This window comes from Burkholderia sp. MSMB1072 (assembly GCF_001524725.1).
Taxonomy (GTDB): domain Bacteria; phylum Pseudomonadota; class Gammaproteobacteria; order Burkholderiales; family Burkholderiaceae; genus Burkholderia.
Window position 1 is genome coordinate 23,142 of record NZ_LOYC01000030.1, and the last position, 23,561, is coordinate 46,702.

A 23,561-nucleotide genomic window follows, 5' to 3' on the forward strand; every position below is an offset into this window, starting at 1 on the left:
GATCAGGCCTCGTGCGCGCGCAGGAAGCGGAAGAACTCGACGCCTTCGCGCAGGCGACGCTTCATCATGTCCCAGCTCGTCAGCATCTCGCGCACGATCTCCCAGATCTTCGACGGACGGAAGTAGAACTGGCGATAGAACTGCTCGAGATGGTGATAGATCTCGTCGCGCGACAGGTGCGGATAGCCGATCGCGGCGAGCTGCACGCCTTCCTTGCTCACCAGGTTGATGGTCTTGTTCTCTTCCATCCAGCCGTTTTCCACGGCCTGCTTGTAGAGCGTCGTGCCCGGATACGGCGCGGCGAGCGAGACCTGGATCGTGTGCGGGTTGATTTCCTTCGCGTACTCGATCGTCTTCTTGATGGTCTCCTGTGTCTCGCCCGGCAGGCCGAGGATGAAGGTGCCGTGGATCTTGATGCCGAGCTTCTTGCAGTCTGCGCTGAAGCGGCGCGCGAAATCGGTGCGCACGCCCTTCTTGATGTTCACGAGGATCTGGTCGTCGCCCGATTCGAAGCCGACCAGCAGCAGGCGCAGGCCGTTCTCTTTCATCACCTTCAGCGACTTGTACGGCACGTTCGCCTTCGCGTTGCACGACCAGGTCATGCCGAGCTTGCCCAGACCGATCGCGATCGCTTCGGCGCGCGGCAGGTCGTCGGTGAAGGTGTCGTCGTCGAACATCAGTTCCTTCACTTCCGGCATGTTGTCGCGGATCCACTTCGCTTCCGCGAGCACGTTCTCGACCGAGCGCGTGCGGTAGCGATGGCCGCTGACCGTCTGCGGCCACAGGCAGAACGTGCAGCGGGACTTGCAGCCGCGGCCCGTGTAGATCGACACGTACGGATAGTTCAGATAGCCGATGAAATAGTTGTCGATCTTCAGGTCGCGCTTGTAGACGGGCGCGACGAACGGCAGCTCGTCCATGTTCTCGAGGATCGGACGCGCTTCGTTGTGCTCGATCGAACCGTCCTTCGCGCGCCAGCTCAAGCCCTTGATCTCGGGGAACGGCTTGCCTTCGGCGAGTTCCTTGCAGGTGTAGTCGAACTCCTCGCGGCACACGAAGTCGATGGCGTCGCTCGCCGTGAGCGAGTTGTGCGGATCGACCATCACCTTCGCGCCGACCATGCCGACCAGCATCGACGGCTTCATCTTCTTCAGATCCTGCGCGAACATCGCGTCGGTCGGGAACGACGGCGTGCTCGTGTGGATGATCACGAGATCGTAGTCGTTGGCGATCTTCAGCGTCTCCTCGACCGACAGGCCGTCGGCCGGCGCGTCGACGACGCGGCTGCCCGGCACGAGCGCGGCCGGCTGCGCGAGCCAGGTCGGATACCAGAAGGAACGGATTTCGCGCTTCGCCTGATAGCGCGAGCCGGCTCCGCCGTCGAAGCCGTCATACGAAGGGGCCTGCAAGAACAGCGTTTTCATGAATGCTCCGGTAGCCTGCATAGTTCGTTTCGTTACAACGATTCAGTCAAAAAACCGCGGGCCGCCATGCCGGCGCCCGCCTCTCCGTCATGTCGCGCCGCGCGGCTTCGCCGTGCGACGCGTCTCGGCCCGCGGGCCGGTTCGATCGACAGCCCTAGCGGCCGTCCACTGCTTCCACGGCCGCCGTCGCGCGCTCGCCGCCGACGACCGTCATCCTTGCGCCGCGCCACACGACCTGCGTGCCGAACGCGGCCGCGAGCCACTCGAGCGCGAGCAGCGTGTCGCGCACCGCGACGAGCGGCAGGTCGCGCCAGAACGCGCGCCAGCCGTCCTCGCCGCGCGCATGCAGCACGAGCCGCCCGAATGCGCCGACCGCAGCCGCTCCGCCAGCCAGCCAGCCGGCGAAGGTGCCGTCGAGGCGCAATGCGAGCGCCGCGCCGATCGCGAGCCATGGCACGGTAAACGTAATGAACAGGAACGCGAAGCCGGCCGGGTTCAGCGAACGAATCGTGCGCAGCCAGCGCGTCTCGCGGTGCCATAGCGGCCCGAACGACGGTTCGATCACGTCGGTCGCGACCTCGACCTCCGACAGCACGGTGCGCCGCCCGAGGCGGCGCGGCAGCTCGGCCAGCCAGAAATCGTCGGCCAGCTCGTCCTTCAGCGCGAAGAGACCGCCGATCCGGTCGAGCGTGTCGCGCGTGAGCGCGAGCGTCGCGCCGAAGCCGAAACGGCTCGAGCGGCCGAGGTGCGTGATCCGCACCGACGGCGCGAACCAGGCGTCGACGAACTGCGCGCCGATCCGCGTCCAGAAGCCGCCGACGCTGCGCGCATGATACAGGCACGTGACGACCCCGACCGACGCGTCGGCGAGCGGCGCCGTCACGCGCTCCAGATAGTCGGACTGCACCGCGATGTCGCTGTCCGCGATCACGATGCGGCCGTATTTCGCGCGCTCGGCGAGATTGATCAGGTTGCTGACCTTCAGGTTCTTGCCATGCACGCGCGCGTCGATCACGAGCGTGATGTCGCACTCCGGATGATCGGCGCGCAGCCGCTCGACGATGGCGATCGCCGGATCGGCGGACGATGCGACGCCGAACAGCACCTCATAGCGCGGATGGCGCTGCGCGCAGAAAGTCGCGAGGTTTTCGTACAGGTGCGGCTCGGCGCCGCACAGCGGCTTGAGCACGCTGACCGGCTCGAAGCCGTCGCGCACCGCCGTGCGCGGCGTGCGCGGCCGCGGCGCGAAGGCCGCGACAAGCGCATAACCGGCCGCGGCCAGCGTGAACGCGATCAGGAGCCAGTCGAGCAGCGTGACGGTGGGCGTCATGCGCGACGCCTCCCGGCGGCCTGGGCGCCATGGCAAACGCTTGAGCGCGATTGAGCGTGATGCGGTTTTCCGACAACGACGAACGCGGGCACGACCCGACTCCTTGTTCCAGCAGCGTCTGTAAGGGGGAGGCACGACCCGTTGTTCGGGTTCGGCCATGCCCGGCTTCGCGTGGCGTATCCCCGCGCAGCGCCAGGACGGCATGCGGGAAGACTCGAATGGCTCCATCGGCACAACATGGGCAGGCGCCGGATTTTAGCAGTCCGCGCCCCCCCGCGCTCGGCGCTACGAGAAACGGACTAGTGCAATTCCGGCAAAGCTGAGCGGTCGACGAACCCGATCGGCCCGGCCACGTTCACATTAGCGTAAGCACTTTGCAGGCGTATTGCAGTCTTGAAAATCAAACGTTTCGTGCAAATTTGTATGTCGATGCGGTATCACTTCCAATCGCCGTAAAATTTGGTAATTAATCGACGATTAGATTGATTTTTGCAACGATCGTCGCAAGCAACCCTGCGCCCCTGTAAGGCGCATGGGTATCCGCGCGCCGCCAGCACGTTCCGGAACCCTTTGGCAAAATCCTTGGCGTTTGTTGCGTAATCGCATCACCACGCCACCCCGTTTCGAAGGTCCCCCCGATGACACCCTTTTCCGTACTCGATCTCGCCCCCATTCCGGCCGGCGCCGACGCCTCGCAAGCGTTCCGTAACACCGTCGACCTCGCGCAGCACGCAGAGCGCTGGGGCTACCGGCGCTACTGGCTGGCCGAGCATCACAACATGCCGGGGATCGCGAGTGCGGCCACCGCCGTCGTGATCGGCCACGTCGCGGGTGCCACGCAGACGATCCGGGTCGGTTCGGGCGGCATCATGCTGCCGAACCACGCGCCGCTCGTGATCGCCGAGCAGTTCGGCACGCTCGCGTCGCTGTATCCGGGGCGCATCGATCTCGGCCTCGGCCGCGCGCCGGGCACCGACCAGACCACGTCGCGCGCGCTGCGCCGCGACCTGATCGGCAGCGCGGACTCGTTTCCGGACGACGTCGCGGAGTTGCAGCGCTACTTCGCGGAGCCGGTACCCGGTCAACGCGTGCGGGCGGTGCCGGGCGCCGGGCTCGACGTTCCGGTGTGGCTGCTCGGGTCGAGCCTGTTCAGCGCGCAGCTCGCGGCGATGCTCGGGCTGCCGTTCGCGTTCGCGTCGCATTTCGCGCCGGATTATTTGATGCGGGCGCTCGAGATCTATCGCGCGCAGTACCGGCCGTCGGCCGCATGGCCGAAGCCGCATGCGATGGTCGGCGTCAACGTGTTCGCGGCCGACACCGACGACGAGGCGCGGCGCCTGTTCACGTCGCTGCAGCAGCAGTTCATCAACCTGCGGCGCGGCACGCCGGGCAAGCTGCCGCCGCCCGTCGACGTGCTCGAGGCGAACGAACTCGAACTCGCGACCGTCGCGCATTCGCTGTCGTTCGCGGCAGTCGGTTCGCGCGATACGGTGCGCGACAAGCTGCGCGACCGTATCGCGCAGACGGGCGCCGACGAGCTGATCGTCACCGCGCAGATCTACGATCATGCCGCGCGGCTGCGCTCGTTCGAGCTGACCGCCCAGATCCGCGACGAGCTCGCGAACGAGGCAAGCTGACGGCACGACCGCGCGCGGCCGGCCGCCTGCCCCGCATCACTGCGGGTGCACGGCCTCCAGCCCGTCGAGCAGCGCCTTGTGGAACGCGTCCGGGTCCTGGATCTGCGGCGCGTGTCCGAGCGCCGGGAATTCGACGAGCTGCGCGCCGGGAATCGCGGCCTGCGTGCGCTTCGCGAGCTCCGGATAGCGGCCGAGCTTCGCGTGCACGTCGGGCGGCGCGACGTCCTTGCCGATCGCGGTCGTATCCTTGTCGCCGATCATCAACAGCGTCGGCACGCGGATCGCGCCGAGTTCGTAGACCACCGGCTGCGTGAGAATCATGTCGTAGATCAGCGCGGAGTTCCACGCGACCGCGTCGCGGCCGGCGCCGCGATACATCCCGGCGAGCATCTGCACCCAGCGCTCGTACGACGGCGACCACTTGCCCGCGTAGTACGTGCCCTGCTCGTAGCGGCGGATCCCGTCGGCCGTGGTCTTCTGTTCGCGCGCATACCAGTAGTCGACCGACAGCGGCGGCACGCCGAGCGCTTTCCAGTCCTCGAGGCCGATCGGGTTCACGAGCACGAGCTGCTCGGTCGCCTTCGGATACATCAGCGCGTAGCGGATCGCGAGCATCCCGCCCGTCGAGTGGCCCATGATCGTCGCCGACTTCACGCCGACCGATTCGAGCAGCGCGTGCGTGTTGCGCGCGAGTTGCTGGAAGCTGTACTGGTAGCGCTCGGGCTTCGACGACTTGCAGAAGCCGATCTGGTCCGGCGCGATCACGCGGTAGCCTGCGCGGCTCAGCACGCCGATCGTGTCCTCCCAGGTCGCCGCGCAGAAGTTCTTCCCGTGCAGCAGCACGACGGTGCGGCCGTTCGGGTGCGCAGGCTGCACGTCGAGGTACGCCATCTCGAGGGTTTCGCGCTGCGACACGAACGCGTATTCGTGCACGGGCGCCGGATACGCGAACCCTTCGAGGCGCGGGCCGTACACGGGCCCGTCGTTGGCGGCGGGTGTCGCGGCGACGGTCGCAACGGGTATCGCGCACGCGGCGGCGGCGCTCGCGCCGAGCACGGCGGCGCGCGCGACGGACAACATCTTGCAAATCGAAAGCATGGCGATCACGGTGATTGGAGACGCGCGCGGGCAGTCGGGCTGCACCCGTGCTGCATCGCGCCCCGCGATTTTACGCGGTCGCATGACGACGACGCGCAACACTCCGGGGCCGCGCGACTTCCGTGCGCACGACGAACTCGGGTATCGTGTGACGTGACCCTGAAACGCGTGCAGGCGAATTCCCATGAAAAACGTCCTCAGCATTCAGTCGCACGTCATCTACGGCCATGCCGGCAACAGTGCGGCCGTGTTCCCGATGCAGCGTCTCGGCATCAACGTCTGGCCGCTCAACACCGTCCAGTTGTCGAATCACATGCAGTACGGCCACTGGGCCGGCAGCGCGATCGATGCCGCGAAGATGGAACAGCTCGTCGACGGCGTCGCCGCCATCGGCGCGCTCAAGCGTTGCGACGCGGTGCTGTCCGGCTTTCTCGGCTCGCCGCCGCAGGCGCGCGCGGCGGCCGAGATCGTGCGCTCGGTGAAGGCGATGAATCCGAACGCATGGTACTTCTGCGATCCGGCGATGGGCCAGACGGGCGGCATCCGGCCCGAGCCCGGTGTCGAGGAATTCATCGTCCAGGAGATGCCCGCGCTGGCGGACGGCATGTCGCCGAACCACACCGAGCTGCAGAAGCTCGCCGGGCGGCGCATCGAGACCGTCGCCGAAGCCGTCGACGCCTGCCGCGCGCTGATCCGCCGCGGCCCGAAGATCATCCTCGTCAAGCACCTGCACGACCGCAACAGCCCGGCCGACCGTTTCAACATGCTCGCCGTCACCGAAACCGAAGCGTGGATCGGCCAGCGGCCGCTGTATGCGTTTCCGCGCCATCCGGTCGGCGTCGGCGACCTGACCAGCGCGATCTTCGTCGCGTGCCGGCTGCGCGGCGACTCGGTGCGCGCCGCGTTCGAGCACACGCTCGCAGCCGTGCATGCGGTCGTGAAGGCCACCTACGACGCCCGCCGCTACGAGCTCGAACTCGTCGCCGCGCAGGACGAAATCGCGCGGCCGAGCGAATGGTTCGGCGCGTGGGTGACCGACGCCTGACGCATGCGCATCGCGATCGTCGCCGCTGCCGCCCCTCTGCACCCTCTGCACCTTTGCCGCTCTCTACCGCCCTCCGCCGTCCCTCCGCCGTCCCTCTGCCGTCCCTCTGCCGTCCCTCTGCCGCCCCCGCACCCGTCCCGCCGCTCCCCACTCCTCCGGCGTGCCACGCGCCGCCCGCCTCGACCGTCGCCGCTTCCTCGCGGTTCGTACGGCGGCGTGCCGCCGCCCGCCATCCGATCCGCGCGTGCAAACGTTTCCGGACTTCACATGAATGACACCGATTCCTCGCTATGCTCGCGGCGGCACGAACCGGCGCAGCCGCATCCTGCGACCCGGCACGCGCCGTTCCCGCAGGTCCCGCCAATCGGCTCCCCCTTTTCCGCACGATAACGACCATGACCCGATCGAACCGTCGTGACTTCCTGCGTGTCGCCGCCGGCACTGCCGGCGCCGCCGCGCTGAACCTGTTCCCGCCCGTGATCCGAGATGCGCTCGCGATTCCCGCGAACCGCCGCACCGGCACGATCCGCGATATCGAACACATCGTGATCCTGATGCAGGAGAACCGTTCGTTCGACCACTACTTCGGCACGATGCGCGGTGTCCGCGGCTTCGGCGACCCGCGCCCGCTGCGCCTCGCGAACGGCAAATCGGTGTTTCACCAGCCGGTCGGCCCGGCCGAACTGCTGCCGTTCCACCCGGGTGCCGACAAGCTCGGCCTGCAGTTCCTGCAGGACCTGCCGCACGGCTGGCAGGACATGCACGCCGCCTGGAACAAGGGCCGCTACGACCAGTGGGTGCCGAACAAGGGCACCACGACGATGGCGTACCTGAAGCGCGACGACATCCCGTTCCACTACCAGCTCGCCGACGCGTTCACGATCTGCGACGCGTACCACTGCGCGATCCCGAGCTCGACCGACCCGAACCGCTACTACATGTGGACCGGTTACGTCGGCAACGACGGCACGGGCGGCGGCCCGGTGCTCGGCAACGACGAAAAGGGCTACGGCTGGACGACCTATCCGGAAGTGCTCGAACAGGCCGGCGTGTCGTGGAAGATCTACCAGGACGTCGGCACCGGGCTCGACGCGAACGGCTCGTGGGGCTGGACGCAAAACCCGTACATCGGCAACTACGGCGACAACTCGCTGCTCTACTTCAACCAGTACCGCACCGCGCTGCCCGGCACGCCGCTGTACGACAAGGCGCGCACCGGCACCAACGTCAGCGCCGGCGGCACGCTGTTCGACGTGCTGCAGCAGGACGTGAAGAACGGCACGCTGCCGCAGGTGTCGTGGATCTGCGCGCCGGAAGCGTATTCCGAGCATCCGAACTGGCCCGCCAACTACGGCGCGTGGTACATCGAGCAGGTGCTGAAGGTGCTCGTGTCGAATCCCGACGTGTGGAGCAAGACCGCGCTCTTCATCACGTACGACGAAAACGACGGCTTCTTCGATCACGTGCCGCCGCCGTTCGCGCCGCAGTCGCGCGACAACGGGCTGTCGACGGTCGCGACGACCAACGAGGTATACGCCGGCGACGCATCGCACATGGCCGGCCCGTACGGCCTGGGGCCGCGCGTGCCGATGCTGGTCGTGTCGCCGTGGACCAAGGGCGGCTGGGTCTGCTCGCAGACCTTCGATCACACGTCGCTGCTGCAATTCATCGAGGCGCGGTTCGGCGCGCAGTATCCGGTCACGGCCGCCAACGTGTCGCCGTGGCGTCGCGCGGTGTGCGGCGACCTGACGTCGGCGTTCGACTTCGCGACCGCGGACGCCGCCTGGCCGACGCTGCCCGACACGAGCGGCTACGCGCCGCCCGACCGCGCGCGCCATCCCGACTACATCCCGGTGCCGCCGGTGCTGCAGAAGCTGCCGAAACAGGAGGCCGGGCTGCGTCCGGCGCGTGCGCTGCCGTACGAGCTGTTCGTGCACGGCCGCGTCGAAGCCGCGAACGGCCAGTTCCGGCTGACCTTCGCGAACACGGGCCGGGCAGGCGCGGCGTTCCAGGTCCAGTCGCGCAATCGCGTCGACGGCCCGTGGGCGTACACGGTCGAAGCCGGCAAGCGCGTCGCCGACACGTGGAGCGCCGCCGCGTCGCTCGGCTTGTACGACCTCGACGTGTACGGCCCGAACGGCTTCTACTGCCATTTCCGCGGCCCGTTCGCGACCGGTGTCGGCAGCGCGAACGTGAACCCCGAGGTGATCTACGGCTACGACGTCGCGAACGGCAACATCACGCTGCGCCTGATGAACCGCGGCCACAAGGCCGTGCGCCTGAAGGTCACGAACGCGTACGGCCACGGTCAAGCGCGCACGTTCGACCTCGCGCCGGGCGCGCACGTCGACGATTACTGGGACCTGCGCGGCAGCCACGGCTGGTACGACCTGACCGTCAGCGACGGCCGGCTGCTCGGCTTCCTGCGCCGCTTCGCGGGTCACGTCGAAACGGGCCGCCCAAGCACCAGCGACCCGCTGATCCGCACGACCGCGTCGCACGACGACGCCGAAGCCGCATCGGACGCCTTGTCCGACTGACGTCGACCCAACGCGGCGCGGCCCCGGCGGGCCGCGCCGCTGCGTTGCCCCGCTCCGCCCCCTTCCTCCCCCGCTCATTCCGTTCGCGACGGGAAATTCCCGATACCGGCCGCCTGCGCACGCGCGGAAGCTATGCGCAAATCCGCATCGAATGCGCGACAAATTTCCAAGACCCGTGCATATCGGCGACCTATATATCGAGGCAATCGGGGCTCTTCGCGGAGCCTGACGGGAGATGTTTCCGAGAATCACGATGCCGACCTCCCCGCCCGATTCCGAGAAGCGGTCGAACCGCCCGCCCGTCGCACGCGCCGGCCCGCCGAACGCGTGCGGTACCTACTCGCAGGTGTCGAACAAGAGGAACAACATGAAATTCCGTCATTCCCTGCTGTCGGTGTCGATTGCATCCGCGCTTGCCCTCCTCTCGCAACAGGCCGCCCAGGCCGCCGACGCAACCGACGTGAAAGTCGGCTTCGCCGCGCCGCTCACGGGCGTGAACGCCGGCTACGGCAAGGATCTGCAAAACGGCGTACAACTCGCGCTCGACGATGCGGTCGCGCAGAAGGTGCAGATCGCCGGCAAGCCTGCCCGTTTCAATCTCGTCGTGCAGGACGACCAGGCCGACCCGCGCATCGGCGTGCAGGCCGCGCAGGCGCTGGTCGACCAGAACGTGTCGGTCGTGGTCGGTCACTTCAACTCGGGGACGACGATCCCGGCATCGGTGGTCTACGACAAGGCCGGCATTCCGGTGATCGACCCGGCCGCGACCAATCCGACGCTCACGTCGCGCGGGCTCGCGAACATGTTCATGGTGATCGCGACCGACGGCCAGAATGCCGGCAACGCGGGCAAGTACGCGGTCGACGTGACGAAGGCGAAGCGCATCGCGATCATCGACGACCGCACGGCGTTCGGCCAGGGCGAGGCCGACGAATTCGAGAAGGCGGTGAAAGCCGCCGGCGGCAACCTCATCGGGCGCGAGTTCACCAGCAACCAGGCGGTCGATTTCCGCGCGCAGATCACGAGCCTGAAGGCCAAGAATCCCGACCTGATCTTCTTCGGCGGCCTCGACTCGCTCGCCGCGAACTTCATCAAGCAGATGCGGCAGCTCGGGCTGAATGCGCAGTTCGTCGGCGGCGGCGGCGTGAAGGACAACGAGTTCATCAAGATCGCGGGGCCGGCCGCCGAAGGCGCGATGGCGTGGGAATACGGCCGGCCGCTCGACGAGCTGCCGCAGGGGAAGGATTTCGAGGCGCGCTTCAAGAAGCGCTTCGGCGTCGACGTGCTGTCGTACGCGCAGTTCGGCTACGACGCCGCGTGGGCGGCGATCAAGGCGATGCAGGCGGCCGGTTCGACCGACCCGAAGGCCTATCGCCCGGCGCTCAAGAAAATCGACTTCGAAGGCGTGACCGGCCGTATCTCGTTCTCGAACGACGGCTCGCTGAAGAGCGGGATGTCGACGCTGTACCAGGTGAAGAACGGCGCGTGGAAGACGATCGTGACGAAGGGGGGCTGAGCGGCGAGGGAAGCGGCCGGCGGCGGAAATGCCGCGTGGCCGCCGAGATCGAGGCGGTCATGCCGACCTTATATGACGACTGATGTTGATGCCATGCGGCGGGACACGCATCCATGCGAGTCCCGCGAGACTTGACGGTCAACCTGCCTCGGCCTCGGCTGCCTCGTGCGCGCGGCGCAGCCGCTCGCGGCTGTTCGTGAGGTGCGTGCGCATCGCGGCGCGGGCGGCTTCCGGGTCGTGGCGCGCGATCGCCTCGTAGATGTCCTCGTGCTCGTGGTTCAGCCGGCCGACGTAGCGCTCGAGGTCGTCGCCGGCAAAGCGCGCCGAATTCACGCGCGTGCGCGGGATGATCGACGTGCCGAGCTGCGTCATGATGTCGACGAAATAGCGGTTGCCGGTGGATTGGGCGATCTGCAGGTGGAACTGGAAATCGAGCTGCGCGGTGTCGCGGCCGCTGCCCGCGCCCGTCGCGATCGCGTCGAGCGCGCGCCGCAGTGCGGCGAGGTCGGTATCGTTCGCACGCTGCGCGGCGAGGCTCGCGCACTCGCTTTCGAGGCTGATGCGCAACTCCAGCACCGCGAGCACGTCGCGCAGCGTCGTGATCGTCGCGGGATCGATGCCGAGCGTCTGGCGGCGCGACGGCTCCAGCACGAAGCTGCCGATGCCGTGGCGCGTCTCGACGAGGCCGCTCGCCTGCATCCGCGAGATCGCCTCGCGCACGACCGTGCGGCTCACGCCCTGTGCCGCCATGACTTCGGTTTCGGTCGGCAGCTTGTCGCCGGGACGCAGCGTGCCGTTTTCGATCTGCGCGGTCAGCGCGTCGACGACATCTTGTGCGAGGCTGCGTGCGCGACGGCGCGGCGCTGCGGGAAGCGTAGGCACGGACATGTGGCCGGTTCCTTTTTGAATGATCGTAATGTGAGCCGAGGGTTTACGCGGGGTTTGAGCGAAAGCCGATGATTCATTATACTGCGTCACAAGTCATCCGACGACTGATGATCGGCGCATGGATCTCCTGTCGACTCAGATCGGCTGTTCAGCACATCTGGTCCCATGCGCGACGATCGACCCGCGTTCGCGTTCTGCGCTCCGCTGGCCCGGCTGTCGCTCCCACCCCGTTTCGGGTTGCGTCGGCATGCGGGCTTGCGCGCCGCGCACGTCGGTTGTCGAATGATCGCACCTCCCGCCGCGCGCGGCAAAGCTTTTGCCGCACGGCATCGCCCACTCTTTCGCCATCGCCGCCCATGAACGCCGTCACTGCCTCGCCCTCCCACGACACGCCGCGCATCGTCGACCTGCAAGCGATTCCGGTCGCCGGCCACGACAGCATGCTGCTCAACCTGAGCGGCGCGCATGGCCCGTTCTTCACCCGCAACCTCGTGATCCTGAAGGACAGCGCGGGCCGCACGGGCGTCGGCGAAGTGCCCGGTGGCGAAAGCATCCGCCGTACGCTCGACGACGCGCGCGCACTGGTCGTCGGCCAGCCGGTCGGCAACCATCAAGCGGTGCTCAACGACGTGCGGCGCACCTTCGCCGACCGCGACGCGAGCGGCCGCGGACTGCAGACCTTCGACCTGCGCACGACGATCCACGCGGTCACCGCGCTCGAAGCCGCACTGCTCGACCTGCTCGGCCAGCATCTGGGCGTGCCGGTCGCCGCGCTGCTCGGCGAGGGCCAGCAGCGCGAGCGCGTCGAAATGCTCGGCTACCTGTTCTACATCGGCGATCGCACGAAGACCGCACTGCCCTACCGCGACGGCCGCGGCGCGACCGACGACTGGACACGCGTGCGCGACGAAGCCGCGCTGACGCCCGAAGCCGTCGTGCGGCTCGCCGAAGCCGCGCATGCGCGCTACGGCTTCAACGACTTCAAGCTGAAGGGTGGCGTATTCGAGGGGGCACGCGAGATCGAAGCCGTGACGGCGCTCGCCGAGCGCTTCCCCGACGCGCGCGTGACGCTCGATCCGAACGGCGCATGGTCGCTCGACGAGGCCGTGCGGCTGTGCCGCGACCAGCATCACGTGCTCGCGTATGCGGAAGATCCTTGCGGCGCGGAGAACGGTTACTCGGGTCGCGAGGTGATGGCCGAATTCCGCCGCGCGACGGGGCTGCCGACGGCGACCAACATGATCGCGACCGACTGGCGGCAGATGGGCCATGCGGTGCAGTTGCACGCCGTCGACATCCCGCTCGCCGATCCGCACTTCTGGACGATGCAGGGGTCGGTGCGGGTCGCGCAGATGTGCCGCGACTGGGGCCTCACGTGGGGTTCGCATTCGAACAACCACTTCGACGTGTCGCTCGCGATGTTCACGCACGTCGCGGCCGCGGCGCCGGGCCAGGTCACCGCGATCGATACGCACTGGATCTGGCAGGACGGTGAACGGCTGACGCGCGAGCCGCTGAAGATCGAGAACGGGCTGGTGGAAGTGCCGAAGCGGCCGGGGCTCGGCATCGACGTCGACATGGACGCGGTCGCACGCGCACACGAGCTGTACAAGCAGCACGGCCTCGGCGCCCGCGACGACGCGGCGGCGATGCAGTATCTGATCCCGGGCTGGACGTTCGACAACAAGCGCCCCTGCCTCGTGCGCTGAGCATGGGGCAAGCCGGGCGGCGGAACCGCCCGGTCGGACGGGGATCGGCAGGCACGACGCCGTGCGTGGCCGGTCCGGCTGGCGTCGGGCTCGAAACGCCTCGCGAGTGGGACGAGATCCGGATGGCTGCCGCCGTGCCGGACAGGCGGGCCGCGCCTAGCCGGTCAGTCCTAGCCGGGTGTCCGGCCGGACGCCCCTAACCGGGCGTCCCTATCCCCCGCGCCATCCCCGACGCGGCGAAGACGATGACGATCACCAGCACCGCCTGCCAGTGGCCGATCCGCACATAAGTGCGCGCACGGCCGATATCGGGCATCTGCTGCCGCCGCGCGGCGACACGCCAGCGGATCAGCCCCAGCATCGGCGCGATCTCGAGCAGCAGGATCAGTGCGAGCGCGGTCATCTTCAGGTGAAAGAGCGGTTCGTGCAGGTAGTACGCGGTCCCTTTCTCGAAACCGCCGAACGCTCGTACAAGCCCCGTCGCGATCAGCACGAGCGCGGACAGCCCCCAGACCGCATCGGCCTTGAACACACCGGGCAAATCGGCCGCCTGCGCCGAAGCGACGAGCCGGCGCAACGCGCGGTTGCGCCCCGCGATCGCGGCGAACGCGACGCCGAACGCACTCAGGTGAATGGCGGCCAGCAACCAATGGACGATCATCGCGCCTCCTTGTCGCCCGCACCCGATGCGCGGGCCCTGTCAGACGATCTGCTTGAGCGCCGCGTCGAGCGCGAGCACCGCGACGCGGTCGCCTTCGGTCGCGAGCGGCGTGCGCATCACGGTCTGCCGGTTGTGACCGACAGCCGCCGGCGAATCCCACAGCAGCTCGACCTTCGGTCGATTGAACAGGCTGCCGCGGCGCGGTGGCACGACCGCCGGCTGCGCGCCCTGCTCGCCCGCGGCGGGCGCCGCGTGGCCGGGCCAGCGCACCGACAGTTCGCGCGCGTCGTACTGGCCGACCTTGCGACTTTCCATCCAGACGATCGCGGTACGCGTCAGCACGTCGAGCGAAATCGCATACCGGCCGACCGCGAAGCGGCGCGCGGCCACGTTGGTCCGCCACAGCGGCCGCGGCCGGCAGATCCATACGATCGCCGCGTACAGCGCCGGCGCGGCGACGAGCCAGCCGTTGGTCGCCGTCACCGCATGCAGCGCGCGGCGCCAGCCGGCCGCCCACGTGAATGCACCGATCGACCACACGGCGAACAGAAGACCGATCAGCGCGAACACGCGCAGCGCCTGGCGCAACCACTGCGGCAGCGGATGGAACGGCCGCTCGGCCCGTGCGGCGGCGCCCGGCAGCGCGAGCAGCAGGAAGATCAGGATGAGGTAGATGAATGCCCACGGCGACGACACCATCGCCGACAGCGACGAGCGATAGCCCATCTGGGACATCGAGAACAGCCAGCGCGCGAGCAGCACGAGACCGATCGCGCGCAACGCGAAGATCACGCCGGCGCCGGGGGCCGGCGCTGCGCGCGTGGTTTTCGTTCTCGCCAAGACTGCTCTCCTCTGGATATTCGTACCGGCCGGATTTCACGGCACGGCCATTATAGGGACATTACCGTCTGGACAGATGGCCGGATGGCGTGGCGGGCCGCTTCGGGGGCCGTTCGCGGCGCCGGGCGCGGCGAGAATACAACAAATCCGCGCCGCAGATGTGACAACGCCCCGCCGGCAAACCCGGACGGGGCGTCGCGACGGCCGCGCGGCGACGGCTCGCAATCAGCTCGCGTTGACTTCGCGGAGCACCGTGCGGCGCTTCTGGCGCAGCAGTTCCTCGTAGCCTTTCACGTAATTCTGCGCCATCACCTTCGACGAGAAACGGGCTTCGAACGCGGCGCGAACCTTCTCGCGCGGCAGCGTATCGAGGCGCTTGAGCGCGGCGACGGCCGACAGCTCGTCTTCGACGACGAAGCCCGACACGCCGTTGTCGATCACTTCCGGCACCGAGCCGCGCTTGAACGCGATCACCGGCGTGCCGCAGGCCATCGCCTCGATCATCACCAGGCCGAAGGGCTCCGGCCAGTCGATCGGGAACAGCAGCGCATGCGCGTTACCGAGGAATTCGGTCTTCTCGGCCTCGCTGATTTCGCCGATGTACTCGACGTGCGGCAGCGCGAACAGCGGCTTGATCTTCTCTTCGTAGTACGCGCGGTCGGCCTTGTCGAGCTTCGCGGCGATCTTGATCGGCAGGCCGGCCTGCTCGGCAATGCGGATCGCCGTGTCGACGCGCTTCTCCGGCGAGATACGGCCGAGGAACGCGAGGTAGCTCGGCTTCACGTTCGGGATCGGCGTCAGCAGGTTTTCCGGCAGGCCGTGGTAGACGGTCGACAGCCAGTTCGCCTGCGGCAGCGGGATGCGCTGGTTGTCGGAGATCGACACGACCGGCACGTCGCTGAATGCATTGAAGATCGGCTGCAATTCCGGCAGGTCGAGACGGCCGTGCATCGTCGTCAGATGCGGGACCGGCTGGCGCGAGAACAGCGAGAACGGGTAGTAGTCGATGTGGCAGTGCAGGACATCGAACTCTTCCGCGCGGCGGCGCACCTGCTCGAGGAGCAGCATGTGCGGGGCCATCACGTCGCGGATCGTCGGGTCGAGGCGCAGCGCCTGCGGCCAGCACGCTTCGAGCTTCGCGGACGTTTGCGAATCGCCGCTCGCGAAGAGCGTGACGTCGTGCCCCATCTCGACAAGTGCTTCGGTGAGGTAGGACACCACTCGCTCGGTACCACCGTACAGTTTCGGGGGCACCGCTTCATGCAACGGAGCGATTTGGGCGATTCGCATGCGTAACTCCTAAAAAATCGGCAAAAAACCAGGTATGGGTCGGCAACCTGCCGGCGGTCCGGGCTGGCTGCGCGTCGCCCGAATATCGGACGAATCGGCCTGCCGGGAGCGTCGAAACCCGCGCTGCTCAAGGAGCGTCGGCGACGCGACAGGCATAGAACGTTTGAAACGAAGACCCGTTGACAGGGGTTCGTAAAAAAACCTGGAATCGAACCCGGAGCCGATTATCTAGGGTTAATCCCGATACGGCGCACGACATTTCAAACACTTTACTTTGTTACAAAGGCGCAACACTTTGCAACCCGCGGACTCGGGCGTCCGTTCTAGAGTGGAAGGCCGTTTTGGCGATCCTTGTTAACCCGCAGCTGCCGGCAGCGCGATTCCGGCATACGACGCAGGACGGGATGCCGGATTTTATCTCAAAATCGAGCGCGAGCCCCTGGCCAAGGCAAGATTCGCGCAGCGCGAAGCGCGGCGTTGTTTACAATGCCGGATTATTCAGTCCGGGCGAACGCCGGCCTGCGACCCAGCCGCCTCGCTCACTCACCGAATCACCGCACGCATATTTTGGAATCTCTCACCCCCGCCCAGCGCAACGCCCACAACGCGAAGCTGTCGAGCTACGCGCATCGGCCGATCGCGTTCCTGTTCCGCTACATCCGCCTCCACCCCGTCGCACACCTGGTCGTGCTCTGCAGCGTGTTGGCCGCCGTGGGCTGCGCGCTCGGCTCGCAATATGCGATCAAGCACCTGATCGACGTGCTGGCGACCGGACGCCATCATCCGGGCCCGCTGTGGAGCGCGTTCGCGCTGCTCGTCGGGCTGATCGCGGCCGACAACCTGCTGTGGCGCGTCGGCGGCTGGGTCGCCGCGCACACGTTCGTCGCGGTCACGGGCGACCTGCGGCGCGACCTGTTCCAGTACCTGATCGGCCATTCGCCGACGTATTACTCGGAGAAGCAGCCGGGCACGCTCGCCAGCCGCATCACGGCCACGTCGAACGCGGTCTACACGTCGGAGAACACGATGGCGTGGAACGTGCTGCCGCCGTGCATCGCGGTGATGGGCGCGATCCTGATGATCATCGTCGTCAATCCGCTGATGGCGGCCGGCCTGCTCGGCTGCTCGGCCGTGCTGTCCGTCATCCTGTTCAAGCTCGCCGGCCGCGGCTCCGCGCGCCACCATGCGTTCGCGGCGAAGGCTGCGGCGGTCGACGGCGAGCTCGTCGACGTGATCGGCAACATGGGCCTCGTGCGCGCGTTCGGGATGACGCTGCGCGAACAGAAGCGCTTCAGCGCGACGGTGAAGGCCGAGATGGATGCGCGCCAGCAGAGCCTGCTCTATCTCGAAAAGCTGCGCCTGCTGCACGCGGTGATCACCGCGATGCTGTCCGCCGGCCTGCTCGGCTGGGCGCTGTGGCTGTGGGATCAAGGCCGCGCGACGTCGGGCGACATCGTGCTCGTCAGCTCGCTCGGCTTCACGATCCTGCACGGCACGCGCGATCTCGCGGTCGCGCTCGTCGACGTCACTCAGCACGTCGCACGCCTGTCCGAAGCCGTGAAGACGCTGCTCGAACCGCACGGCATGCCGGACCGCTCGGACGCGCAGCCGCTGTCGGCCAAGGGCGGCCGCGTCGACTTCGAGCGCGTGACGTTCGCGTACCCGCACCGCCGCGCGATCCTCGACCACTTCGACCTTCATATCGAGCCGGGCCAGCGCGTCGGCCTGATCGGCAAGTCGGGCGCCGGCAAGTCGACCGTGCTCGCGCTGCTGCAGCGCTTCTACGACACGCAGGACGGCGCGGTGAAGGTCGACGGCCAGGACGTGAAGGGCATCACGCAGGACAGCCTGCGCCACGCGATCGCGCTGGTGCCGCAGGACATCTCGCTGCTGCACCGGACGATCTACGACAACATCGCGTACGGCCGCCCCGACGCGACCCGCGACGAAGTGCTCGCCGCCGCGCGCGACGCGCGCTGCGCGGAGTTCATCGAAGCGATGCCGGAAGGCTATGACACGATCGTCGGCGACCGCGGCGTGAAGCTGTCGGGCGGCCAGCGCCAGCGCATCGCGATCGCGCGCGCGATCCTGAAGGATGCGCCGATCCTGCTGCTCGACGAAGCGACGTCGGCGCTCGACAGCGCGTCCGAGGAAGCGATCCAGAGCGCGCTCGACCGCCTGATGGTGGGCCGCACGGTGATCGCGATCGCGCACCGCCTGTCGACGCTGCGCAACTTCGACCGCATCATCGTGATGAACAACGGCAAGGTGATCGACGACGGCCCGCCCGACGTGCTGCGCAGCCGCCCCGGCCTGTATCGCGACCTGCTCGCGAAGCAGCACGGCCGCCATCATGCGGCCCCCGACGGCAACACGCCGACCGGCGAACGCGTGGCCTGACGCGCCGGCATCGCGCCGACGAAAAAGCCGCCGTGCTTCCCGCACGGCAGCTTTTTCATTTGCGCCGACAGCAACGAATCGGATCAGACCTGCTGCAGATCGCGCAGGAAATTGTCCCGCCACACCGACACGTTGTTCTCGCGAAGCTGCGCGATCATGTCCGCATAGCGCGCACGCCGCTCGGCGAGCGGCATCGTCAGCGCCTGCGACAGCGCATCGGCCATTCCGTCGATATCGATCGGATTGACGATCAGCGCGCCCGTGAGCTCACGCGCGGCGCCCGCGAAGCGCGACAGCACCAGCACGCCCGGATCGTCCGGATTCTGCGCGGACACGTATTCCTTCGCGACGAGGTTCATCCCGTCGCGCAGCGGCGTCACGAAACCCACGCGCGCGAGCCGGTACAGCGCGGCCAGCACCTGACGGTCGTACTGACGGTGAATGTAGAGGATCGGCGCCCAGTCGAGCTCCGCGTAGCGCCCGTTGATACGCCCCGACTCCGCTTCAAGCTGCAGGCGGATGTCCTGGTACGCACGCAGGTCCGCACGCGTCGACGGCGCGATCTGCAGGAACGACACGCGGTTGCGGATCGACGCCTGATGCTCGAGCAGCTTCTCGAACGCACGGAATCGTTCGACGAGCCCCTTCGAATAATCGAGCCGGTCGACGCTCATGATCAGTTGCCGCCCGCGCAGCGACGTCGCGAGCGTGCGCACCGCCTTGCCGTGCTCGCCCGCCTGCGCGAGCGACGCGATCTCGTCCGGGTACACGCCGATCGGATAGGCGGCCGCGCGCAGCGTCTGGCCGAACGCGCGTACGCGCACCGTGTGCCCGTCGTGCTCGACCTCGCCGTCCGCCTCGAATTCGACGTAATCGCAGAACGCGCGCAGATCGGGCCCGGTCTGGAAGCCCAGCAGATCGAATGCGCACAGCGACTCGACGAGCTCGCGGTGCGGCGGCACGTTGACGAGCACCTGCGCGGCCGGAAACGGGATGTGCAGGAAGAAGCCGATGCGGTTCTTCACGCCGGCGTCGCGCAACGCGCGCGCGAACGGAATCAGGTGATAGTCGTGCACCCAGATCACGTCGTCGTCCTGCAGCAGCGGCACGAGCTGCTGCGCGAGCCAGACGTTGACGCGGCGATAGCCGTCGAATTCGTGGCGATCGTACTGGATCAGGTCCGCGCGGTAATGGAACGCGGGCCATAGCGTCGCGTTGGAGAACCCGCGGTAATACTGGTCGTAATCGCGGCGCGACAGCCCGACCGTCGCGAACGTCACGGGCCCGCGCTCCTCGATGCGGATCTGCGGCTGCGGTGCGCCGGACGCGACCACTTCGCCGCTCCAGCCGAACCACATGCCGCCGGTTTCCTTCAGCGCGTCATAGACGCCGATCGCGAGGCCGCCCGCCGCCGGTTCGCCTTCCGAAATCGGCGCGACGCGGTTTGAAACGATGATGAGCCGGCTCATGCGTGCGGCTGCCCCGCGCCGAGCCAGCAGGCGATCTGCTCATGCAATGCGTCGACCGAATCGAGCCGCATGCGCGCGGACGTCTCGCCCGCACCGACCTTGATCGACAGGCCGCCGCGCGCGTTGACCACCGCGAAGCCCTTCTCGTCGGTCAGATCGTCGCCCGCGAACAGCGGCACGCGGCCCGCAAAGGGCGGCTCGTCGAGGAACGCGGCCAGCGCGCGGCCCTTGTCGACGCCCTTCGGCTTGATCTCGAACACCATCTTGCCGGGTTGCAGCACGTACGCATCCGCATAGTCGGCGACGAGGCGCTCGGCCGCTTCGCGCGCCACCGCCTCGCGCTCGGGCGCATTGCGAAAGTGCAGCGCGACGGCCGCGCCCTTGATCTCGAGCAGCATGCCCGGATGGCGGTCGACGACGTCCGCGAGCTCGCGCTCGATGCGCAGCAGGCGTTCGTCGTTGAAGCCGATGCGCTGCGTGTCGCCGTTCGCATCGCGGCGCTCCGCGCCGTGCAGGCCGGCGATCGGCAGGCCGGGCATCTTCAGGAACGTGTCGAGGTTGTCGATGCCGCGCCCGGACACGATCGCGACCGCGCCGTGCGAGCGGCGCGACAACTCGTCGAGCAGCGTCAGCAACGACGGCGGAACGCGAATGCTGTCGGGCGTCGGCGCCAGTTCGACGAGCGTGCCGTCGAAGTCGAAGAAGAACGCGGTATCGGTCAGGGACAGGGAAGCCGGAACGGATTGCATCGATTCGATAGTCTGAGGGGCAGCCGGCACATGCCGGCCGCCGCTGCGCGAATGGAGTTGTGCGCATCTTACCGCGCCTGCGCCTTCAGATGGGCGAAACCGCGGGCAGCACGGACATCGCGCCGCCCGCTGCGTCAACTGCGACATATTGCCCCGCTCGCCCGCGCCGTACGGAATTCGAAAGGACGCAGGCGCGCGAATTGCGCTACAGTCGCAACCGCCTGCCGCGCGACGCCGCCATACGGGCAATTTCGGACATTCCCGTAGAATGTTTTTTAATTTGGGGTTGCCACGACAACGTCCGCTCGCCGCGTTGCGCCCCTTGCGGATACGGTCAGCGTCACGCGCCTCGCGAGCGGCCGTTCTCGTGGCAGCGCATGCGCGTTCCATATGGAAACAGTCCCTGAGATGCCGTCTGCCTGTCCCGCGCCGCGCCGGCGCTTCTCCCGCCTCATCCACACGGCCGCGGCCCTCGCCGCCGCCCTGGCGCTCGCCGCGTGCACGCACGACGAGCCACGCTGGAACCTGACCAACGTCACCGGCCACCTGCCCGACCTGTCGTTCGAGCTGACGGGCGGCGACGGCCATCCCGTCGATGCCGATGCGTTCCGCGGCCGCGTCGCGCTCGTCTACTTCGGCTACACGCACTGCCCCGACGTCTGCCCCGAAACCCTGGCGCGGCTGATGGAAGTGCTGGCGAAGCTCGGCCCGCAGGCGGACCACGTGCGCATCCTGTTCGTCTCGGTCGATCCCGCGCGCGACACGCCGCAGGCGATGCAGTCCTATGTCGCCGCGTTCGACGCCGCGCACGCGCGCGGCCTGACCGGCACCGACGGCCAGATCGAATCGCTCGCGAAGCGCTATCGCGTCGCGTACCAGATGGAAAAACGCGATCCGTCCGGCGGCTACGAAGTGACGCACAGCTCGGCCGTCTACATCTTCGACGCGACCGGCCGCGCGCGCCTGCTCGCGACCGATCGCGATTCGCCCGACGCCATCGCCGCCGATGTGCGCCGGATCATCGACCCTGCCTCCACGACCTGAATTCCGCGATGAACACGAAAACGACCCTCAAGACGTTCGCCCTCCTCGCCGCGCTGTGCGCCGGCGCCCACGCCTATGCCGCCGGCGCGATCAGCGCGCAGAACGCCTGGGTGCGCTGGCTGCCGAACAAGCTGCCCGCGGGCGGCTACGTGACGCTCGTGAACACCGGCGACAAGCCGATCGACCTCGTCGACGTCGACAGCCCCGACTACGGAATGGCCATGCTGCACCAGACGGTATCGAACGGCTCGACGCAGAAGATGGAGATGGTCGACAAGCTGACGATCCCCGCGCGCGGCAAGGTCGACATCGCGCCGGGCGGCTATCACTTCATGCTCGAGGAGCCGAAGCACGCGATCAAGCCGGGCGACACCGTGCATCTGCGCCTGAAGTTCTCCGACGGCGAAACGGTCGATGCGCCGTTCGCCGTGAAATCGCCGGCCCGGGCGAAGTGATGCACGCACGATGAACCTCCTGTACTGGCTCGATCCGTGGGAACCGTCGCCGACCGTGGTCATCGCGGTGCTGGCGGCCGCCGTGCTGTTCGCACGCGGTGCGAAGAAGGCGAAGGTGTCGCCGCTGCGGCAGTTCTCGTTCTGGTTCGGGCTGACGGCGCTCTATATCGCGCTGCATACGCGGCTCGACTACTTCTTCGAGCACGAATTCTTCATGCACCGCGCGCAGCACCTCGTGCTGCATCACCTCGGGCCGTTCTTCATCGCGCTGTCCTATCCGGGCGCGGCGATCCGCGCAGGCATTCCGTTCCGCTGGCGGCAGCGCTTCGTGCGCCCCGCGCTCACGTGGGCGCCGGTGCGCGCGACGCTCGACGTGGTATTCCATCCGGTCGTCGCGGTCGTGCTGTTCGTCGGGCTGATCTATTTCTGGCTGCTGTCGCCGATCCACTTCATCGCGATGCTCGACTGGCGTCTCTATCGCGTGATGAACTGGAGCATGGTGATCGACGGGCTGCTGTTCTGGTGGCTCGTCGTCGATCCGCGTCCCGCGCCGCCCGCGCGGCTGTCGCCGGGCCGCCGGATCCTGATCGTCGTCGCGGCGATCCCGCCGCAGATCGCGCTCGGCGCGCTGATCTTCTTCACGCCGCACGAGCTGTATCCGATCTATTCGATCTGCGGCCGCGCGTTCACGTGGCTGAGCCCGCTGCGCGACCAGCAGATCGGCGGCCTGCTGCTGTGGATTCCCGGTTCGATGATGAGCGTGATCGGCGCACTGATCGCGCTGCGGCACTGGCTACGGCTGTCCGCGCGCGGGCGCCTGATCGGCGAACGGGCCGCGCGGCGCACGGACGAACCGCGCGTCGCACGCGGCGCGCACTGACTGCCGCGCAGCGCGGCGCGCGTCATCACGCGCGCGCGCTGCTCATCCAGACGTGCGGGATGCCGTCCTCGTCATGCACGTCCGAACTCGGCGTGAAGCCGAATGCTCCGTAGAAACGTTGCAAGTGAGCCTGTGCATGCAGGCTCACCGGCGTATCCGGCCACTGCGCGCGGATATGCTCGAGCGCGCGCGACAGCAGCCCGTTGCCGAGCCCCGCGCCGCGAAACGCGGCGGTCGTCAGCACGCGGCCGATGCGCACGTCGGTGTGCTGCGCGTCCGGCAGCAGCACGCGCAGATAGCCGGCCAGACGGCCGGCCGGATCGAAGGCCGCCAGGTGCCACGCGGCCTGGTCCGCATCGTCGATGTCGCGATACACGCAGTTCTGTTCGACGACGAATACGGCGCTGCGCGCTTCGAGGATCGAATAGATTTCGCGCGCCGTCAGCGCGTCGAAGGATTTCCAGCGCCAGTCGAGATCGGCGGTGCTCGGGGATGCGGCGGGTGCGGATGCGTTCATGTGCGGTCCTGAGTCGGGCGCGCCGACCGGCGCGCGGCAACCGTCGATTATGCCTCGAAGCGCGCCTCG

General features: G+C 67.8%; 19 protein-coding genes. 9 read left to right on the forward strand and 10 right to left on the reverse strand.

The genetic code is table 11. From position 1 onward, the window contains the following. Positions 1–2: 2 nt before the first annotated feature. Both hpnJ and hpnI read right to left on the reverse strand, forming a co-directional pair. Positions 3–1,445: a hopanoid biosynthesis associated radical SAM protein HpnJ gene (hpnJ, locus tag WS89_RS13395; protein WP_306453344.1), complete on the reverse strand. Its 1,443-nt coding sequence runs from the start codon at positions 1,443–1,445 to the stop codon at positions 3–5. Positions 1,446–1,578: 133 nt separating this feature from the next. After that, on the reverse strand, positions 1,579–2,754 hold the full coding sequence (gene hpnI, locus WS89_RS13400) for a bacteriohopanetetrol glucosamine biosynthesis glycosyltransferase HpnI (RefSeq protein WP_059791435.1): 1,176 nt from the start codon (positions 2,752–2,754) through the stop codon (positions 1,579–1,581). Positions 2,755–3,392: 638 nt separating this feature from the next. On the opposite strand from hpnI, the gene WS89_RS13405 reads away from it, so the two are divergent. After that, positions 3,393–4,391 (forward strand): LLM class flavin-dependent oxidoreductase, encoded by a 999-nt coding sequence (locus WS89_RS13405; protein WP_059501532.1) that lies wholly within the window; start codon positions 3,393–3,395, stop codon positions 4,389–4,391. Between the two features lie 36 nt (positions 4,392–4,427). Here WS89_RS13405 and WS89_RS13410 read toward each other — a convergent pair whose 3' ends face one another. Then, positions 4,428–5,489 carry an alpha/beta fold hydrolase gene (locus WS89_RS13410; protein ID WP_059501534.1) on the reverse strand — a complete coding sequence of 354 codons (1,062 nt, stop codon included), beginning with the start codon at positions 5,487–5,489 and terminating at the stop codon, positions 4,428–4,430. A 184-nt stretch (positions 5,490–5,673) separates the two neighbouring features. On the opposite strand from WS89_RS13410, the gene pdxY reads away from it, so the two are divergent. The 3 genes from pdxY (at position 5,674) to WS89_RS13425 (ending at position 10,590) form a co-directional block, all read left to right on the forward strand. Beyond that, positions 5,674–6,534 carry a pyridoxal kinase PdxY gene (gene pdxY, locus WS89_RS13415; RefSeq protein ID WP_059501536.1) on the forward strand — a complete coding sequence of 287 codons (861 nt, stop codon included), beginning with the start codon at positions 5,674–5,676 and terminating at the stop codon, positions 6,532–6,534. 395 nt (positions 6,535–6,929) lie between these two features. Then, positions 6,930–9,074, forward strand: coding sequence for a phosphocholine-specific phospholipase C (locus tag WS89_RS13420; protein ID WP_059791437.1), 2,145 nt, complete (start codon positions 6,930–6,932; stop codon positions 9,072–9,074). Between the two features lie 367 nt (positions 9,075–9,441). After that, a complete protein-coding gene (locus WS89_RS13425; protein ID WP_059782139.1) occupies positions 9,442–10,590 on the forward strand; it encodes a branched-chain amino acid ABC transporter substrate-binding protein in 1,149 nt (382 codons plus the stop codon). Between the two features lie 138 nt (positions 10,591–10,728). Here the strand turns inward: WS89_RS13425 and WS89_RS13430 are convergent, their stop codons facing one another. Beyond that, on the reverse strand, positions 10,729–11,478 hold the full coding sequence (locus WS89_RS13430; RefSeq protein ID WP_034206811.1) for a FadR/GntR family transcriptional regulator: 750 nt from the start codon (positions 11,476–11,478) through the stop codon (positions 10,729–10,731). A 356-nt stretch (positions 11,479–11,834) separates the two neighbouring features. Between WS89_RS13430 and gudD the strand changes: the two genes are divergently transcribed. Beyond that, positions 11,835–13,187 carry a glucarate dehydratase gene (gudD, locus tag WS89_RS13435; RefSeq protein ID WP_059501540.1) on the forward strand — a complete coding sequence of 451 codons (1,353 nt, stop codon included), beginning with the start codon at positions 11,835–11,837 and terminating at the stop codon, positions 13,185–13,187. Positions 13,188–13,383: 196 nt separating this feature from the next. On the opposite strand, the gene WS89_RS13440 is transcribed toward gudD, so the two are convergent. The 3 genes from WS89_RS13440 to WS89_RS13450 all read right to left on the reverse strand — a co-directional run bounded on the left by WS89_RS13440 (position 13,384) and on the right by WS89_RS13450 (position 15,978). Then, positions 13,384–13,848 (reverse strand): DUF2214 family protein, encoded by a 465-nt coding sequence (locus tag WS89_RS13440; protein ID WP_059791439.1) that lies wholly within the window; start codon positions 13,846–13,848, stop codon positions 13,384–13,386. Positions 13,849–13,887: 39 nt separating this feature from the next. Next, entirely contained in the window at positions 13,888–14,688 is an 801-nt protein-coding gene (locus tag WS89_RS13445; protein WP_059501544.1) for a hypothetical protein, read from the reverse strand. A gap of 225 nt (positions 14,689–14,913) precedes the next feature. After that, positions 14,914–15,978, reverse strand: a complete 1,065-nt coding sequence (locus tag WS89_RS13450; protein WP_034186533.1) for a glycosyltransferase family 4 protein — start codon at positions 15,976–15,978, stop codon at positions 14,914–14,916. Between the two features lie 567 nt (positions 15,979–16,545). Here WS89_RS13450 and WS89_RS13455 point away from each other — a divergent pair. After that, positions 16,546–18,378, forward strand: a complete 1,833-nt coding sequence (locus WS89_RS13455; protein ID WP_034206807.1) for an ABC transporter ATP-binding protein — start codon at positions 16,546–16,548, stop codon at positions 18,376–18,378. An 83-nt stretch (positions 18,379–18,461) separates the two neighbouring features. Here WS89_RS13455 and otsA read toward each other — a convergent pair whose 3' ends face one another. Continuing rightward, a complete protein-coding gene (gene otsA / locus WS89_RS13460) occupies positions 18,462–19,847 on the reverse strand; it encodes an alpha,alpha-trehalose-phosphate synthase (UDP-forming) (protein WP_059501547.1) in 1,386 nt (461 codons plus the stop codon). Beyond that, a complete protein-coding gene (gene otsB, locus WS89_RS13465; RefSeq protein WP_034206805.1) occupies positions 19,844–20,596 on the reverse strand; it encodes a trehalose-phosphatase in 753 nt (250 codons plus the stop codon). The genes otsA and otsB overlap by 4 nt, the downstream gene beginning before the upstream one ends. Positions 20,597–21,004: 408 nt before the next feature. Here otsB and WS89_RS13470 point away from each other — a divergent pair, with 408 nt between their 5' ends. The 3 genes from WS89_RS13470 to WS89_RS13480 are packed head-to-tail and all read left to right on the forward strand — an operon-like array spanning position 21,005 to position 22,975. Next, positions 21,005–21,640 (forward strand): SCO family protein, encoded by a 636-nt coding sequence (locus WS89_RS13470; protein WP_059791441.1) that lies wholly within the window; start codon positions 21,005–21,007, stop codon positions 21,638–21,640. An 8-nt stretch (positions 21,641–21,648) separates the two neighbouring features. Then, a complete protein-coding gene (locus WS89_RS13475) occupies positions 21,649–22,095 on the forward strand; it encodes a copper chaperone PCu(A)C (RefSeq protein WP_059501551.1) in 447 nt (148 codons plus the stop codon). A gap of 10 nt (positions 22,096–22,105) precedes the next feature. After that, positions 22,106–22,975: a cytochrome c oxidase assembly protein gene (locus WS89_RS13480; protein WP_059791442.1), complete on the forward strand. Its 870-nt coding sequence runs from the start codon at positions 22,106–22,108 to the stop codon at positions 22,973–22,975. 25 nt (positions 22,976–23,000) lie between these two features. On the opposite strand, the gene WS89_RS13485 is transcribed toward WS89_RS13480, so the two are convergent. Then, positions 23,001–23,492 carry a GNAT family N-acetyltransferase gene (locus WS89_RS13485; RefSeq protein ID WP_034206801.1) on the reverse strand — a complete coding sequence of 164 codons (492 nt, stop codon included), beginning with the start codon at positions 23,490–23,492 and terminating at the stop codon, positions 23,001–23,003. Positions 23,493–23,561: the final 69 nt, after the last annotated feature.

Excerpts from the sequence above, each read along its gene's own strand:
- WS89_RS13430 (WP_034206811.1), bottom strand. The coding sequence starts at position 11,478 with ATGTCCGTGCCTACGCTTCCCGCAGCGCCGCGCCGTCGCGCACGCAGC.
- WS89_RS13425 (WP_059782139.1), top strand. The coding sequence starts at position 9,442 with ATGAAATTCCGTCATTCCCTGCTGTCGGTGTCGATTGCATCCGCGCTT.
- otsA (WP_059501547.1), bottom strand. The coding sequence starts at position 19,847 with ATGAGCCGGCTCATCATCGTTTCAAACCGCGTCGCGCCGATTTCGGAA.
- WS89_RS13475 (WP_059501551.1), top strand. The coding sequence starts at position 21,649 with ATGAACACGAAAACGACCCTCAAGACGTTCGCCCTCCTCGCCGCGCTG.
- WS89_RS13485 (WP_034206801.1), bottom strand. The coding sequence starts at position 23,492 with ATGAACGCATCCGCACCCGCCGCATCCCCGAGCACCGCCGATCTCGAC.
- hpnJ (WP_306453344.1), bottom strand. The coding sequence starts at position 1,445 with ATGCAGGCTACCGGAGCATTCATGAAAACGCTGTTCTTGCAGGCCCCT.
- WS89_RS13470 (WP_059791441.1), top strand. The coding sequence starts at position 21,005 with ATGCCGTCTGCCTGTCCCGCGCCGCGCCGGCGCTTCTCCCGCCTCATC.
- otsB (WP_034206805.1), bottom strand. The coding sequence starts at position 20,596 with ATGCAATCCGTTCCGGCTTCCCTGTCCCTGACCGATACCGCGTTCTTC.
- WS89_RS13480 (WP_059791442.1), top strand. The coding sequence starts at position 22,106 with ATGAACCTCCTGTACTGGCTCGATCCGTGGGAACCGTCGCCGACCGTG.
- hpnI (WP_059791435.1), bottom strand. The coding sequence starts at position 2,754 with ATGACGCCCACCGTCACGCTGCTCGACTGGCTCCTGATCGCGTTCACG.
- WS89_RS13410 (WP_059501534.1), bottom strand. The coding sequence starts at position 5,489 with ATGCTTTCGATTTGCAAGATGTTGTCCGTCGCGCGCGCCGCCGTGCTC.
- WS89_RS13440 (WP_059791439.1), bottom strand. The coding sequence starts at position 13,848 with ATGATCGTCCATTGGTTGCTGGCCGCCATTCACCTGAGTGCGTTCGGC.
- WS89_RS13420 (WP_059791437.1), top strand. The coding sequence starts at position 6,930 with ATGACCCGATCGAACCGTCGTGACTTCCTGCGTGTCGCCGCCGGCACT.
- gudD (WP_059501540.1), top strand. The coding sequence starts at position 11,835 with ATGAACGCCGTCACTGCCTCGCCCTCCCACGACACGCCGCGCATCGTC.
- WS89_RS13405 (WP_059501532.1), top strand. The coding sequence starts at position 3,393 with ATGACACCCTTTTCCGTACTCGATCTCGCCCCCATTCCGGCCGGCGCC.
- pdxY (WP_059501536.1), top strand. The coding sequence starts at position 5,674 with ATGAAAAACGTCCTCAGCATTCAGTCGCACGTCATCTACGGCCATGCC.
- WS89_RS13450 (WP_034186533.1), bottom strand. The coding sequence starts at position 15,978 with ATGCGAATCGCCCAAATCGCTCCGTTGCATGAAGCGGTGCCCCCGAAA.